Source organism: Cohnella sp. GbtcB17 (assembly GCF_019091135.1).
GTDB lineage: Bacteria > Bacillota > Bacilli > Paenibacillales > Paenibacillaceae > Cohnella.
This window is the reverse complement of record NZ_JAGXJW010000028.1, coordinates 40,688-53,833: the sequence shown is the minus strand read 5'-3', so window position 1 is coordinate 53,833 and position 13,146 is coordinate 40,688. Positions and strand designations below refer to the sequence as shown.

Below are 13,146 nucleotides of genomic sequence, written 5' to 3'. Positions count from 1 at the left end.
GCAGGGTTCTTCCCATGGCTTGCTTTCGTATTCGGCTATCGATCCGCTAATCGGCTTCCTTAACTTCCGTATCCTGAGGCGGCGCGTAATCCGGTATCGTCCTGAAAACGATGCGGCGCTCGGCCATCAGCGCGGAAACTTTGTCGTGGTCCTTCGGATAGCCGCGGTGGAAAACGATCTCGACGATGCCGCTGTTGGCGAGCATGTTCGCACACGTCCAGCAAGGCTGGTCGGTCACGTAGACAGTCGAGCCTTCCCGGTCGATCCGGTCCGTGAACAGCAGCAGGTTCTGCTCCGCGTGGATCGTGCGGATGCAGCGCTCCTTTTTGACCATGACGCCCGGTTCGCCCGACGGCGCGGGCGCAAATTCTTCGACGATCATGCAACCGGCCTCCGAGCAGTCCGGCACGCCCATCGGCGCGCCGTTGTAGGCCGTACCCAGCAGCTTCTTGCCCTGCACGAGCACGGCGCCCACATGGCGCCTCGGACAGCGCGACCGCGTCGACGCCATGAAGGCGATGTCCATAAAGTAAGTGTCCCAATCCTTGCGAACCGCAAGCGACATCTGGCTTCTCCTCCTGTTGTGTATCCCGGACAGCCGCTCGGCCCTAGCCGGCCTTGATGAGAGGCAGCAGCTTCGCGAGCAGCTTGTCCCCGATTCCTTTGACGTCCGTCAGCGCTTCCGGCGACCCGAAGCGTCCGTGCGCCTTCCGATATTGAACGATCGCTTCGGCCTTGGCCGGCCCGATACCGGGCAGGGCATCCAGCTCTGCGGCGCTCGCCCGGTTGATGTCGAGCCGTCCGTCCGCAGACTCCGCAGCCGGCGACTGCGCTTCTTCTAGCGCGTTCGAGGCGGGACTGGCGGATGACGAGGCAGGCGGAAGCACCGGTGCCGAGCCGCCGGCCGTAGGCTCGGCAGCGCCCTTAGTGTCCGCGGGCCGGACGGTCGCAGCCGATGCTGACGACGCATCCGCAGAGCCGGTCTTCCCGCCCGCTCGCTCCGCCTTGCCGCCCTCCACCTCCGCGTTGGCGACCGCCGCGGCGACCTGCGCGTTCACCGGCTCCCAGCCGGGCACGCTCCCGTCCGCCGGTCTCAGCCATCCCCAAGCAAGCAGGCCGGCCGCGGCCGCGCCTGCCAGCAGAGCCGCCCGGCTGCGCAGCCGGGCGTTCCGCGCCGTATTTCCTCGCATTCGCCTCTCCTCCATGATCTTCACCGGATACGACCGGCATTCATCTCATTTCAAAACGCGTAAAAAATCGAGTCATGTCGGCCAAACCTACTGACATACAATGGAAAGTAGCCATGCATAATGTCAATAGCGGGAGGGGGACCTCAGATGAAGGTCGGCTTCATCGGCGCCGGAAGCATGGGCGGTCTGCTAGCGGGAGCCTTGCTGCGCGCCCGGGCTTTTGAGCCGTCGGAAGTGACGATCGCGACTCGCACCTCCTCCAAAGCGGAACGTCTGGCGCTTCAGTTTCCGGGCCTACGGATCGGGCCGACGAACGCGGCAGCCGTCCGGGACGCGGATATCGTCTTTATCTGCGTGAAGCCGCTCGATTACCGGGCGGTCATCGGCGAAATTCGAGACCTGCTCCGGCCGGAGCAGCTGCTGGTGTCGATTACCAGCCCTGTCACGCTGGAGCAATTGGAGCGACTCACGCCTTGCAAGACGGCGAAAATCATCCCCAGCATCGTCAACGGCGCAGCGAGCGGTGCCTCGCTGTTCATGTACGGCACGCGGCTCGAGCCTGCCGACAAAAAGCTCCTCGTCTCCATGTTCGCGCGCATCAGCGAGCCCATCGAAGTGCCCGAAGACAGCGTGCGCGCCGCTTCGGACCTGTCCAGCTGCGGCCCCGCTTTCATGGCGTACCTGCTGGAGCAATTCGTGGAAGCGACCGTCGAATTCGCGGGACTTACGCCCGAGGTCGCGGCCAAGGTCGGCGCCGAGATGCTGCTCGGCACGGCAAGGCTGCTGGAGCAGGGCTGCACGATGCGCGAACTGCAGGAGCGCGTGTGCGTGCCCGGCGGCATCACGGCGGTAGCGATGGAAGAACTGCGCCAGTCGACCCAAGACGCCTTCCGCAAGGTGATGCGGAAAACGCACGACAAGTTCGCGGAGGATCTGATCAAGGTTGAAGCCTCGCTCTCCGAGCAGTCCTTCCGGTCCGATTAGGCTGACTAATCGAGCCGGAGGCCGGCCGGCGAGCGAGGCGCGGCAACCGCAGAACAGCGCAAAGGGCGGCCCGACGATTCAGACGGGCCGCCCTTGACGTGTCAGTTCGCTACGATGTTGACGAGCTTGCCCTTAACCGCGATGATCTTGCGCACCGTCTTGCCTTCCGTGACCGCCTTCACTTTATCCAGCGCGAGCGCCGCTTCCTGCAGCGCCTCTCCCTCAAGATCCGCCGCGACAGATACGCGATCCACGATCTTGCCGTTGACCTGGACGGCGATCTCGACTTCGGCGTCGACCGTCAGCTCGGCGTCGTAGGACGGCCAAGCCGCATAGGTCACGCTCTCCGTATGGCCGAGCTTCTCCCAGAGCTCCTCGGCGATATGCGGCGCGATCGGCGACAGCATCTGCACAAAGTGCTCCATCGCCTGCTTCGGCAGCTCCTCGACCTTGTACGCCTCGTTGACGAAGATCATGAGCTGGCTGATCGCCGTGTTAAAGCGAAGGCCTTCGTAGTCCTCGGTAATTTTTTTGACCGAACGATGCCACGTTCTGCGGAACGCTTCTTCGCCCGCCGTATCCTTGATCTTTTCGCTAAGCTCGCCATTCTCTCCGACGAACAGGCGCCATACGCGGCCGAGGAAGCGGTACATGCCCTCGACGCCGTTCGTATTCCACGGTTTGGTCGCTTCGAGCGGCCCCATGAACATCTCGTACACGCGCAGCGTATCCGCACCGAACTCGCTGACGATGTCGTCGGGGTTGATGACGTTGCCCCGCGACTTGGACATCTTTTCGTTGTTCGTGCCGAGTATCATACCCTGGTTGACGAGCTTGTGGAACGGCTCCTTGGTGGCCACGACGCCCAGATCGTACAGCACTTTATGCCAGAATCGCGCGTAGAGCAAGTGAAGCACGGCATGCTCGGCGCCGCCGATGTACAGATCGACCGGCAGCCATTCCCGCTGCTTGGCCGGATCGCAGATCGCGTCCGCGTTTTTCGGATCGATGAACCGCAGGTAATACCAGCAGCTGCCCGCCCACTGCGGCATCGTATTCGTCTCCCGGCGCGCCTTGCGGCCGTCCGGCAGCGTCACGTTCACCCAATCCTCGACGGTCGCGAGCGGCGATTCGCCCGTGCCCGACGGCGTGATCGCGTCAACCTCCGGCAGCAGCAGCGGAAGCTCTTCCTCCGGCACCGTCTCCATGCTGCCGTCCTCAAAGTGCAGCACCGGGATCGGCTCGCCCCAATAGCGCTGGCGGCTGAACAGCCAATCGCGCAGCCTGTACGTAACCTTGCCGCGTCCCTTGCCCTGCTCCTCCAGCCAGGCGATGCTCTTGGCGATCGCGTCGGCGGTAGACAGGCCGTTCAGGAAGCCCGAGTTGACGTGCTCTCCTTCTCCGGTATGCGCCGCTTCTTCGACGTTGCCGCCGCTGACGACCTCGACGATCGGCAGCCCGAATTTCTTCGCAAACGCCCAGTCCCGCTCGTCGTGGGCAGGCACGGCCATGATCGCGCCCGTACCGTAACCGCCGAGCACGTAGTCCGCGATCCAGACCGGCACGAGCTCGCCGTTCACCGGGTTGACCGCATAGGCGCCGGTGAACACGCCCGTCTTATCCTTCGCCAGGTCGGTGCGTTCGAGGTCGCTCTTGCGCGCAGCCTGCTCGACATAAGCCTCGACGTCCGCCTTCTGCTCGGGCGAAGCGATCGCCGACACGAGCTCGTGCTCCGGCGCCAGCACGCAATACGTCGCGCCGAACAGCGTATCCGGGCGCGTCGTGAACACCGTGAGGGCGGCGTCCGCGTGGCCGTCGATCGCAAATGTGACCTCGGCCCCCGTCGACTTGCCGATCCAGTTGCGCTGCATGTCCTTGATGCTCTCCGACCAGTCGAGCTCCTCGAGATCCTCGAGCAGCCGTTCGGCGTATTCGGTAATCTTGAGCATCCATTGGCGCATCGGCTTGCGGATGACCGGATGGTTGCCGCGCTCGCTCAGCCCGTTGATGACCTCTTCGTTCGCAAGCACCGTACCGAGCGCCGGGCACCAGTTGACCGGCACTTCGGCGACGTAGGCGAGTCCCTTTTTATACAGCTGGATAAAAATCCACTGGGTCCACTTGTAATAGTCGGGATCGGTCGTGCTGAACTCGCGGTCCCAATCGTACGAGAAGCCGAGCGACTTGATCTGGCGGCGGAAGTTGTCGATATTCTCCACCGTGATCTCGCGCGGATGCCGCCCCGTCTGGAGCGCGTACTGCTCGGCCGGCAGGCCGAACGCGTCCCAGCCCATTGGATGGAGCACGTTGTACCCGCGCATGCGCTTGTAGCGGCTGACGATATCGGTCGCCGTATAGCCTTCGGGATGCCCGACGTGCAGGCCGGCACCGGATGGATACGGGAACATATCGAGCGCGTAAAACTTTTCCTTGCCCGGGTCCTCCGTCGTGCGGAACGTCTTGTGTTCGTCCCAGTAGCGCTGCCACTTGGGCTCCAGCGTCTGCGGCTTGTAGCCGGGTTGATTGTTGTCTTGTACCATGGTCATGCTGCCCCTTCCGTCTGACTGCTCGTTAAAAACCAAAAAACCTCTCGCCCCCAGCGAAATCACGCTAGGGACGAGAGGTTAAACTCGCGGTACCACCCTAGTTGACGTTAGCCCTGCTTGGGCATGCCGTCCACTCTTCCTCCTTAACGCGGAGGGACTCGCCGCGCTTGCCCGCCAAGGCACATGGCCTGGCATGGATTGAACGCGGGGCTCCAAGGCGAGTTCGTCGCTGACGTCAGCCGGCTTGCACCCTCCGCCGGTTCTCTGGGTGACGCTGAGCGATTACTTTTCCTCTTCTTAGCCGTTATTTCCTCGATTATAGCGGTTGCCGTCGATCAATGTCAAGCTCGCGGTCCCGCTCCTTGCCAGAAAAGATCGACGATCCGTTCGGGCAGATCTTCCCTTCGCTCGCCGTCGCCGTCGCGGCCCGCGACCATCAGCAGCGATGAAAAAGCATGCGCCAGCAGAAGCGGATCTTCCCCGCCGCGCATCTCTCCGCTCGCTGCGGCGTCGGCGAAGCACTCCGCCAGCACTTCGTGAATGCGGTGCTCCGCTTCGCGAATGTCGCGCCGCTGCTCCTCGCTGAGCGAGGCGATCGCTTCGCGCATCATCGATTCGAACTCGACGTGCGTGTCCGCCATCTTCGCTGTCGCCACCTTGACCAGCCGTTCCCTAAGCGTGCCCTCCTGCTCGAGAATCCGCCGCGTAAAGACGCAGATGCGCCCCATCATCTCGATGACGGAAGCTGCGAACAGCTCCGGCTTGCCGCTGAAATAATAATAGATCGAAGCCTTGGTCACGCCGGCCCGCTCCGCGATCTGATTCAGCGATACCGGCTCGTAGCCGAATTCCATAAAAAGAGCCGAGGCCGCGCCGAGCAAAACCGCCCTGCTGTCCGTGCTCCCTTTTGGCCGACCCGGGGCCCTTCCCGTACGTTTCTGATTCACATGCCGCGCCTTCCTCTCAAACGTGTTGCAATATTAACCTTCCGGTATATATAATTATTGACGGCAACCATATCACTTATTATAACGCAATCGAATCGCGAGGGGGAGCGCAAGTGAAGGAAGCACGCGTTCATGGAAAAGGGATTACCGGCCCGATCGGCCGCTGGGTGACGCTCGCATTATGGATCGCCGCAGCCGCCCTATTAAGCGTGCTGCTGCCGCAGGTCGGCAAGCACGAGACTAACAACGCGCCGAATCTGTCCGACGGCAGACCCTCCGTTCAGGCGGCCGCCGTCGCCGAGCGGGAGTTCGCGAGCGGCGCGGACGTTCCGGCATTAATCGTATGGCACAGGGAAGGCGGACTTGCTGAAGGCGATTTGGATATTTTGCGCAAGCTGGCGGGACAATGGACGAGCGCGCCGGTTCCTCATCAGACCGCGGTTCCCCCTCTCCATCAACTGCCCGCCGCCGCGCTCAAAGCTCAGCTTTCCGAAGATGGCAGCACGCTCGTTACGCCTGTATTTTTCGACAAGAACGCGGATACGGACCAGCTGAAGGAAGGCGTCGCGGAGCTGAAAAAACAAACAGCGGCCCTGATCGGCAGCGACCCGTTCGAAGCCAAGACCGACCGGGAGGATGCGCTCAGCGCACGCGTCACCGGTCCGGTGGGCATTCAGATCGACGCCACGGGACTTTTCAAGAACGCCGACTTCGCGCTGCTCATGGGCACCGTTCTGCTCGTGCTCATTTTGCTGCTGCTGATTTACCGGTCGCCGATTCTTGCCTTTATCCCGCTTATCGGCGTCGGCTTTGCCTACGGCGTCATCAGTCCGCTCCTCGGCTTCCTCGCCCGCGAAGGCTGGATCGTGGTCGACTCGCAGGGCATATCGATTATGACGGTGCTTCTGTTCGGCGCCGGAACCGATTACTGCCTGTTCCTGATCTCTCGTTTCCGACAGTTGCTGAAGCATGAGCCCGATAGAGGGAAGGCGCTTCGCTCCGCGCTGACGGACGCCTCCGGCGCCGTCGCGATGAGCGGCATCACCGTCGTGATCGCCCTGCTCACGCTGCTGCTCGCCGAATACGGCGCGTTCCGCCGGTTCGCCGCGCCGTTTAGCATCGCGATTTTTATTATGAGCATCGCCAGCCTGACGCTTGTGCCTGCGCTGCTCGCCATCATCGGCCGCACCTCCTTCTGGCCGTTCGTGCCGCGCACGCAGCAGATGCGCGAGGAGCGGGCCGCAAAGCGCGGCAAGCCGAAGCCCGCTCCCGAAGCGGCGCCCCGCTACCGCACAGGCACGCTTGTCGTAAAGCGGCCGGGCCTCATCGCCCTCGTCTCGGTTCTATGCCTTGCGCTGCTCGCGGGCGTATCGAGTCAGATCAAATTCACGTACGACATCCTATCGTCGTTTCCCTCCACGATGGAGTCTCGAGAAGGCTACGCACTAATCGGCTCCCAATTTTCCGAGGGCGAACTTGCGCCGGTCAAAGTTATCGTCGATACGGGAGGTAAAGACACCGGATTGGCGGAAAAGCTGGCTAGCCTGCCCTATGTAAACCGCGTCTCCGACCCCGTCGAAGGGCAGAAAAATGCGCAAATCGTCGCCTATGACGTCGAGCTAGCGCTCAATCCGTACGCGCTGGAGGCGCTGGACAAAATTCCCGAGCTGCGCAAAACCGCAAGCGCGGCGCTCGCCGAGGCGGGAGATGCCAGAGCTGCCGAACATGTATGGATCTCTGGACAAACGGCAGATCAGTACGATACGAAAGAAACCGGCGAACGGGATACGCGGCTGATTTTGCCGGTCGTCATCGCACTGATCGCGCTCCTGCTGCTCCTTTATTTACGCTCCGTCGTCGCGACCGTCTACTTGGTCGGCACCGTCATCCTATCTTATTTTTCCGCGCTCGGACTGGGCTGGCTCGTCATCCATTATCTGTTCGGCGCAGACGCGATCCAGGGCTCCATCCCGTTGTACTCGTTCGTATTCCTGGTGGCGCTCGGAGAAGACTACAACATCTTCATGATCTCCAGCATCTGGCGCAAGCGCAAGGAGTTGCCGCTTCGGGACGCGATCCGCGAAGGCGTGGGCGAAACGGGCGGCGTCATTGCCTCGGCCGGTCTCATCCTGGCCGGCACGTTCGCTGTGCTCGCTACGCTGCCGATCCAGGTGCTTGTGCAGTTCGGCGTCATCACCGCGATCGGCGTGCTGCTGGATACGTTCCTCGTAAGGCCGTTCCTCGTGCCAGCCATCACCGCGCTGCTGGGCGACCGGTCATTCTGGCCGGGACGGAGACATCAGACCGAGAAAGCGAAGCTGCAAGGGTGAAAAAGAGCGGTCCCTGGCGTCAATGACGCTGGGGGCCGCTCTTTTATGGAAACGTTCGTGGGCATGGCGCAGGGTGCATCGCCTTGTCTAAAGCAGGCGATGGCGCTCATGCGCATGCCAACTGACGCATCGCCTTCTATACAGCAGGCGATGGCGCTCATGCGCATGCCAGCTAACGTATCGCCTTCTATACGGCAGGCGATGGCGCTCATGCGCATGCCAGCTGACGCATCGCCTTCTATACAGCAGGCGAAGGCGCTCATGCGCTCGCCAACAGGCGTATCGCCTTCTATACAGCAGGCGATGACGCTTATACGCACGCCAGCTGACGCATCGCCTTCTATACAGCAGGCGATGACGCTCAGGCGCTCGCCAACAGGCGTATCGCCTTCTATACAGCAAGCGATGACGCTTTTGCGCATGCCAGCTGACGAATCGCCTTCTATACAGCAGGCGATGACGTTCCCTCGCTCGACCTCCGACCGGCTCCAACCCGGAAAATTGAAAGACCGCCAGGCGATAGCCTGGCGGTCCCATTCCATCCCGAATCTACGCCGGCCGCCGCGCGACAAAAAATAGTCGCTCGCTTGCAGCCGTAGGCGCATTCCACGAAAAGTCGGCGCAGCGGTGGAGCAGCTCGAAGCCTGTGTCCGCCAGCTGCCCGGCGAGCCAGTCCGGCTCGTACGCGCGCTGCACGTGCCCCTCTTCGAAGCGGCGGTACAAGCCCGCGCCGGAGCCGCCTTCCTCGCGCACGAAGAAGGTGAGCTCGTGCTCCACCTCACGGCGATCGGGATCGTACTCGCACGTCCAAAGGTACGCGATGTCCTTGTCGTCCAGCACGAACGGCTGCTCCTCGCCGTAGCGGGCGAGCTGCGAAGGCGCATGCACGTCAAAAATGAACAGTCCGCCGGGTCTAAGTCCGGCATACGTATGCTTGAACGAGGAGATAACATCCTCGGGTTCGGTCAGATAGTTCAGGCTGTCGCAAAACGACAGCACGCAATCAACCGGATCGGGAATCTCCCAGTCGCGCATATCCTGCTGCAGCCAGCGGATGCCGCCTTCCTCGCCGCTGGAGGCGCGGCCGATGCCGCGTTGAGGGACCGACTCCCACTTGGCGCGGGCGACGGACAGCATGTCCGCCGACAGATCGATGCCGAATATGCGAAAACCTGATTTGGCAAGCGGGATGGCGATATTGCCCGTTCCGCAGCCTAAATCGACGACCGTCCCGGGCATGCCGTATTTCTCCCAGCATCCTCTGGCGAAGCTCAGCCATTCCGGGTACGGCATGTCCTCCATCAGTCGGTCGTAAACCGAGGCAAACTCACGATAGCTGCGCATGGTTGTCTCCTCGTGTTTCGGCCCTGCCAGCCGGTCAAAAACCACGACCTCGGGGCCGGTCTGTTATTCGTTGGCGCGTACGCCTCGCAAGACGCCGCAGGCAAGCCCGGCCACACCCGGCCGGCTCTCCGCCGCCGTTCACTCCGGCGCACGCGCGGAATCCGCGTCGGTCGGAGCTTCCGCATCCGGCGCGCCTCCCTCGGCTGCCGCCAGCCGGGTCCAATTGCCGTCCTGCACGACGAGCCTGTCCTTCATCAGCTTGCCGAGGGCGCGCTTGAAGGCGGACTTGCTGAGCCCGAACCGCTTCTGGATGACATCGGCAGGCGTCGAATCCGAATATGGCATCGCGCCTCCCGGCCTGGCCTGCAAAAAGGCCAAAATGCGGTCCGAATCCTCCAGACGCCCGACCTCCTTGGCCGGCCGCATAGACAGCGTCACTCTGCCGTCGTCCCGCACCTGCGTCACGCGCGCGGTCGTCTTCTCGCCGAGGCGCAGGGGATGGACCATGGACGCGTTCGGCATGTAGCCGAGCGCGCCGTAGCCCAGCACGCCGCCATCCGCAAGCATGAACACGCCGTCCTTGTAAATGTCGGTCACCCAGCATTCGCGCTGCTCGTGATGCCAGGAGGACGGCGCGCGGAACACGACGCGCTCGTAGTCCTCGATCTTGGCGAGCCGTGCCAGCATGCGCCCTTCCTTGTCGTGCTTCATGATGACGTGAAGCTCGTCGCCCGGCTGCGGCCAGCGGTCGCGGTTGTCCGGCAACTCCTTGATCGGCAGCAGCAGCTGACGCCCGATGCCGAGCTCCAGGAAGCAGCCGAAACGCGGATGAAAGTCGGCCATCGCGAGCCTGCCCATTTGCCCGAGCTGCAGCAGCGGTCGGCGGGTCGTCGCCGTCAGACGACCTTTGTCGTCATGGAAAAGGAAGACGTCGGCTGAATCGCCGACCGAAGGACGATTGCCCGCCGCTTCGCCGTAAGGGAGCAGCACTTCAGGCGTATCTTCTCCCTCGTCTTCGGCCAGAAACCAGCCGTAAGGCGGAACTTCGCGCCGCACCAGCAGACTGGCCGTCGTGCCGGCGATGAGCGTCATGCGAATTCGACCGCCTTCGCGTCGGACCACAAGCGTTCGAGCGAATAGTATTCGCGCTCGTCCCGGTGGAAGACGTGCGCGACGACGTCGCCCATGTCGATGAGCACCCATCTCGCCGTATCCATGCCTTCAATCCGAACGCGGGCGCCGGCTTCCTCCGCGCGCTTCTTGATCTCGGTCGAGATCGATTGGACCTGCGTATCCGAATTGCCGTGGCAAATGACGAAGTAATCCGCTACGAGCGATATATGCTGCAAATTAAGCGCGACGATGTCGTTCGCTTTTTTGTCGTCCGCCGCGTCCACGACTTGTCTCATTAACTGTTCCGATCCTGCCATAGGTCAGCCTCCTTCAAGATTCAATCGCTAGCGCGAATTTCCCGGACGAGCGCGTTGCGCGCCAATACCGTCAACGGGAAAATCATCTTGCCTTTTTCCAATAAATGAACGATCGTCGAGTCGAAGCCCGCGACCAGCGCTTCGTTCAGGTTCGTCTCGGCCAGCTTGCGGATTCGCTCCACGCCGGGAAACGCGCGGCTGGGCTCCATATAATCCGCAAGGCAGACGATGCGGTCCAGCAAAGTCATGTTCTCGCGGCCCGACGTATGATAGCGTACGGCATCGAGCACTTCTTCATCCTCGATGCCGAGTTCGTCGCGAACCGCCCAAGCGCCGACGTGCGCGTGCCACAGCTCCTTGTCGTACGCCAGCAGCTCGGGCGGCAAGCCTTGCTCGCGGATGATCCGCTCCATGCGGTCCGTCGGCCATGCCTTGGCATAATCGTGCAGCAGCGCGGCGAGCCAGGCTTTGTCCGGATCGCCGCCGAACCGCTGCGCCAGCACGAACGCCGTATCGACGACGCCGGCGACGTGCCGGTACCGCTTTTCGGGCATCTGGCGCTTGACCGCCTCAATCAACAGTTCGCGATCCATACAGTCCCATCCTTTCGATCTCCGTCCTTACCCGCTCGGGCACCATGTACCGGATCGTTCGGCCTTCGGCGCATCGCCGGCGGATATCCGTGGACGAGATTCCGATCGCCGGCATCTCCCCGCGCACGATCCGGTCCCGCAGGAAGTCGGGCGGCTCGGGCTCCGCGCCGTCCATCGCGCCGCCCGCTCCCGGACGCTCCAGCGCGATGAAGACGACAAGGCGCGCGAGCTCCTCGATGCGCCGCCAGTTCGGCAGATCGTCCCGCATGTCGGAGCCGACGATCCAGTAGAAAGAATCGTCGGGATATCGTTCCCGCAGCTCGAGTACGGTATCGATCGTATATGAGGCACCCTCCCGGTCGAGCTCGGCCGCCTCCGCCCGGAACGACGGATGCTCAGCGATCGCGCTCTCGACGAGCGCCAGGCGCTGCGCGCCGGAAGCGCCGGGCTGCGGCTTGTGGACCGGGACCGAGGTCGGGATGAACCAGACCTCGGACAGATCCGCCGCCTCGCGCGCCGCTTCGGCCGCGAGCAAGTGGCCGATGTGCACGGGGTCGAAGGTGCCGCCCATCAGACCGATGCGTCTCATGCGCGCACCTCCTTTAAGGAAGCTCGATCTGCTTGTTGTCGCGGGATTCCTTGTACAGCACGATCGTCTTGCCGATGACCTGCACCAGCTCGGCGCCGGAGCGCTCGGACAGCTCTTTCGCGACTTCGTACCGGTCGTCGTCGTTGTTGTTCAGGATCGACACTTTGATCAGCTCGCGCACTTCGAGCGCTTCCTCGATATGGCGGATCAGATGATCGTTCGTGCCACCCTTGCCGACCTGGAAGATCGGGGTCAGGTGGTGGGCTTCGGAACGCAAAAATCGTTTTTGTTTGCCGGTCAGCATGCGTATTCCCTGCTCTCTGATAGATAAATGTTCAAACCTTCGCCGCTTCGGAAAAGGAGGCCAGCACTGCCTCGCGCATCGCGGCAGCCGGCGCGGGAAGTCCCGTCCAATATTCGAAGGCATAGGCGCCTTGATAAACGAACATGCCGAGGCCGCCGTGAATGCGGCACCCCTGTCGCTGCGCGCCATGCAAAAAAGCCGTCGTCAGCGGATTGTAAATGAGATCGCTCGCGACCGCGCCCGGGCGGAGCCAGGCCGGATCGGCGGGAACCGCCTCCGTATGAGGGGCCATGCCGACGGACGTCGTATTGATGACGATGTCCGCCGCTCCGCACGCCTCCGCCAGCAAGTGCCACGGCAAAGCCTTCAAGCGTCCGCCGGACTCGAACGCCGCGGCAAGCTCCTCCGCGCGCGCTTCGGTCCGATTGGCGATGAGCACCTCGGCGGGGTTTTCTCGCAGCAGCGCCCAGACGATGCCCCGCGCAGCGCCGCCCGCACCAAGGACGAGGATGCGCTTGCCGGACAGATCCGGCTCCGCTTCTTCCTTGAGCGAACGGACATAGCCGATGCCGTCCGTATTGTAGCCGGTGAGCCTGCCGCCCTCGTTCACGATCGTGTTGACCGCGCCGATCGCCTTGGCGCTCTCGTCGATCTCGTCCAAAAATGCCATAACTTCAATCTTGTGCGGGATCGTCACGTTCAGGCCGCGGAAGCCTAGCGCGCGAATGCCACGAATCGCGTCGCCGAGCCGTTCGGGCGCCACATGGAAGGCGCCGTAAGCCCCGTTCACGCCGCTTTCTTTAAATGCCCTGCCCAGCATAACGGGCGATCTGGAATGGCGGATCGGATCTCCGATGACGCCGTATAAAATCGTATGACTGTCCATGCC

Annotated in this window: 14 protein-coding genes and 1 other annotated feature; of the genes, 2 read left to right on the top strand and 12 right to left on the bottom strand. The window is 62.7% G+C overall.

The window, feature by feature from the left end; genetic code table 11:
• Positions 1-46 precede the first annotated feature (46 nt).
• Entirely contained in the window at positions 47-565 is a 519-nt protein-coding gene (locus KVT38_RS16655) for a deoxycytidylate deaminase (protein WP_217594857.1), read from the bottom strand.
• A gap of 43 nt (positions 566-608) precedes the next feature.
• Entirely contained in the window at positions 609-1,190 is a 582-nt protein-coding gene (locus tag KVT38_RS35385; protein WP_306795324.1) for a ComEA family DNA-binding protein, read from the bottom strand.
• A 147-nt stretch (positions 1,191-1,337) separates the two neighbouring features.
• On the opposite strand from KVT38_RS35385, the gene comER reads away from it, so the two are divergent.
• Positions 1,338-2,174, top strand: a complete 837-nt coding sequence (gene comER, locus KVT38_RS16645; protein ID WP_217594855.1) for a late competence protein ComER — start codon at positions 1,338-1,340, stop codon at positions 2,172-2,174.
• 101 nt (positions 2,175-2,275) lie between these two features.
• Here the strand turns inward: comER and leuS are convergent, their stop codons facing one another.
• Both leuS and KVT38_RS16635 read right to left on the bottom strand, forming a co-directional pair.
• Positions 2,276-4,714, bottom strand: coding sequence for a leucine--tRNA ligase (leuS, locus tag KVT38_RS16640; RefSeq protein ID WP_217594899.1), 2,439 nt, complete (start codon positions 4,712-4,714; stop codon positions 2,276-2,278).
• 69 nt (positions 4,715-4,783) lie between these two features.
• Positions 4,784-5,028, bottom strand: a binding site (T-box leader).
• Between the two features lie 33 nt (positions 5,029-5,061).
• Positions 5,062-5,667, bottom strand: coding sequence for a TetR/AcrR family transcriptional regulator (locus tag KVT38_RS16635; RefSeq protein ID WP_368859112.1), 606 nt, complete (start codon positions 5,665-5,667; stop codon positions 5,062-5,064).
• Between the two features lie 113 nt (positions 5,668-5,780).
• Here KVT38_RS16635 and KVT38_RS16630 point away from each other — a divergent pair, with 113 nt between their 5' ends.
• Complete coding sequence (locus KVT38_RS16630; protein WP_217594854.1) at positions 5,781-7,997, top strand: MMPL family transporter; 2,217 nt, start codon at positions 5,781-5,783, stop codon at positions 7,995-7,997.
• On the opposite strand, the gene KVT38_RS16625 is transcribed toward KVT38_RS16630, so the two are convergent.
• The 8 genes from KVT38_RS16625 to KVT38_RS16590 form a co-directional block, all read right to left on the bottom strand.
• Positions 7,967-8,419 carry a hypothetical protein gene (locus KVT38_RS16625; RefSeq protein ID WP_217594853.1) on the bottom strand — a complete coding sequence of 151 codons (453 nt, stop codon included), beginning with the start codon at positions 8,417-8,419 and terminating at the stop codon, positions 7,967-7,969. The genes KVT38_RS16630 and KVT38_RS16625 overlap by 31 nt on opposite strands.
• Positions 8,420-8,546: 127 nt before the next feature.
• The gene (locus KVT38_RS16620) at positions 8,547-9,341 is read right to left on the bottom strand and encodes a class I SAM-dependent DNA methyltransferase (protein ID WP_217594852.1); all 795 of its coding nucleotides are present in this window, start codon (positions 9,339-9,341) and stop codon (positions 8,547-8,549) included.
• A 138-nt stretch (positions 9,342-9,479) separates the two neighbouring features.
• Positions 9,480-10,433 (bottom strand): CvfB family protein, encoded by a 954-nt coding sequence (locus KVT38_RS16615; RefSeq protein WP_217594851.1) that lies wholly within the window; start codon positions 10,431-10,433, stop codon positions 9,480-9,482.
• Positions 10,430-10,771, bottom strand: coding sequence for a ribosome silencing factor (rsfS, locus tag KVT38_RS16610; RefSeq protein ID WP_217594850.1), 342 nt, complete (start codon positions 10,769-10,771; stop codon positions 10,430-10,432). Before rsfS ends, KVT38_RS16615 begins: the two co-directional genes overlap by 4 nt.
• A gap of 20 nt (positions 10,772-10,791) precedes the next feature.
• Entirely contained in the window at positions 10,792-11,364 is a 573-nt protein-coding gene (gene yqeK, locus KVT38_RS16605; protein ID WP_217594849.1) for a bis(5'-nucleosyl)-tetraphosphatase (symmetrical) YqeK, read from the bottom strand.
• Entirely contained in the window at positions 11,342-11,953 is a 612-nt protein-coding gene (gene nadD, locus KVT38_RS16600) for a nicotinate-nucleotide adenylyltransferase (protein ID WP_217594848.1), read from the bottom strand. Before nadD ends, yqeK begins: the two co-directional genes overlap by 23 nt.
• A gap of 13 nt (positions 11,954-11,966) precedes the next feature.
• Complete coding sequence (yhbY, locus tag KVT38_RS16595) at positions 11,967-12,257, bottom strand: ribosome assembly RNA-binding protein YhbY (RefSeq protein WP_217594847.1); 291 nt, start codon at positions 12,255-12,257, stop codon at positions 11,967-11,969.
• A 31-nt stretch (positions 12,258-12,288) separates the two neighbouring features.
• Positions 12,289-13,143 carry a shikimate dehydrogenase gene (locus tag KVT38_RS16590; RefSeq protein ID WP_217594846.1) on the bottom strand — a complete coding sequence of 285 codons (855 nt, stop codon included), beginning with the start codon at positions 13,141-13,143 and terminating at the stop codon, positions 12,289-12,291.
• Between the last annotated feature and the right edge of the window lie 3 nt (positions 13,144-13,146).

Coding starts and splice junctions, on each gene's coding strand:
- KVT38_RS16655 (WP_217594857.1), bottom strand. CDS start 565: ATGTCGCTTGCGGTTCGCAAGGATTGGGACACTTACTTTATGGACATC.
- KVT38_RS35385 (WP_306795324.1), bottom strand. CDS start 1,190: ATGCGAGGAAATACGGCGCGGAACGCCCGGCTGCGCAGCCGGGCGGCT.
- comER (WP_217594855.1), top strand. CDS start 1,338: ATGAAGGTCGGCTTCATCGGCGCCGGAAGCATGGGCGGTCTGCTAGCG.
- leuS (WP_217594899.1), bottom strand. CDS start 4,714: ATGGTACAAGACAACAATCAACCCGGCTACAAGCCGCAGACGCTGGAG.
- KVT38_RS16625 (WP_217594853.1), bottom strand. CDS start 8,419: ATGCGCAAAAGCGTCATCGCTTGCTGTATAGAAGGCGATACGCCTGTT.
- KVT38_RS16620 (WP_217594852.1), bottom strand. CDS start 9,341: ATGCGCAGCTATCGTGAGTTTGCCTCGGTTTACGACCGACTGATGGAG.
- KVT38_RS16615 (WP_217594851.1), bottom strand. CDS start 10,433: ATGACGCTCATCGCCGGCACGACGGCCAGTCTGCTGGTGCGGCGCGAA.
- rsfS (WP_217594850.1), bottom strand. CDS start 10,771: ATGGCAGGATCGGAACAGTTAATGAGACAAGTCGTGGACGCGGCGGAC.
- yqeK (WP_217594849.1), bottom strand. CDS start 11,364: ATGGATCGCGAACTGTTGATTGAGGCGGTCAAGCGCCAGATGCCCGAA.
- nadD (WP_217594848.1), bottom strand. CDS start 11,953: ATGAGACGCATCGGTCTGATGGGCGGCACCTTCGACCCCGTGCACATC.
- yhbY (WP_217594847.1), bottom strand. CDS start 12,257: ATGCTGACCGGCAAACAAAAACGATTTTTGCGTTCCGAAGCCCACCAC.
- KVT38_RS16590 (WP_217594846.1), bottom strand. CDS start 13,143: ATGGACAGTCATACGATTTTATACGGCGTCATCGGAGATCCGATCCGC.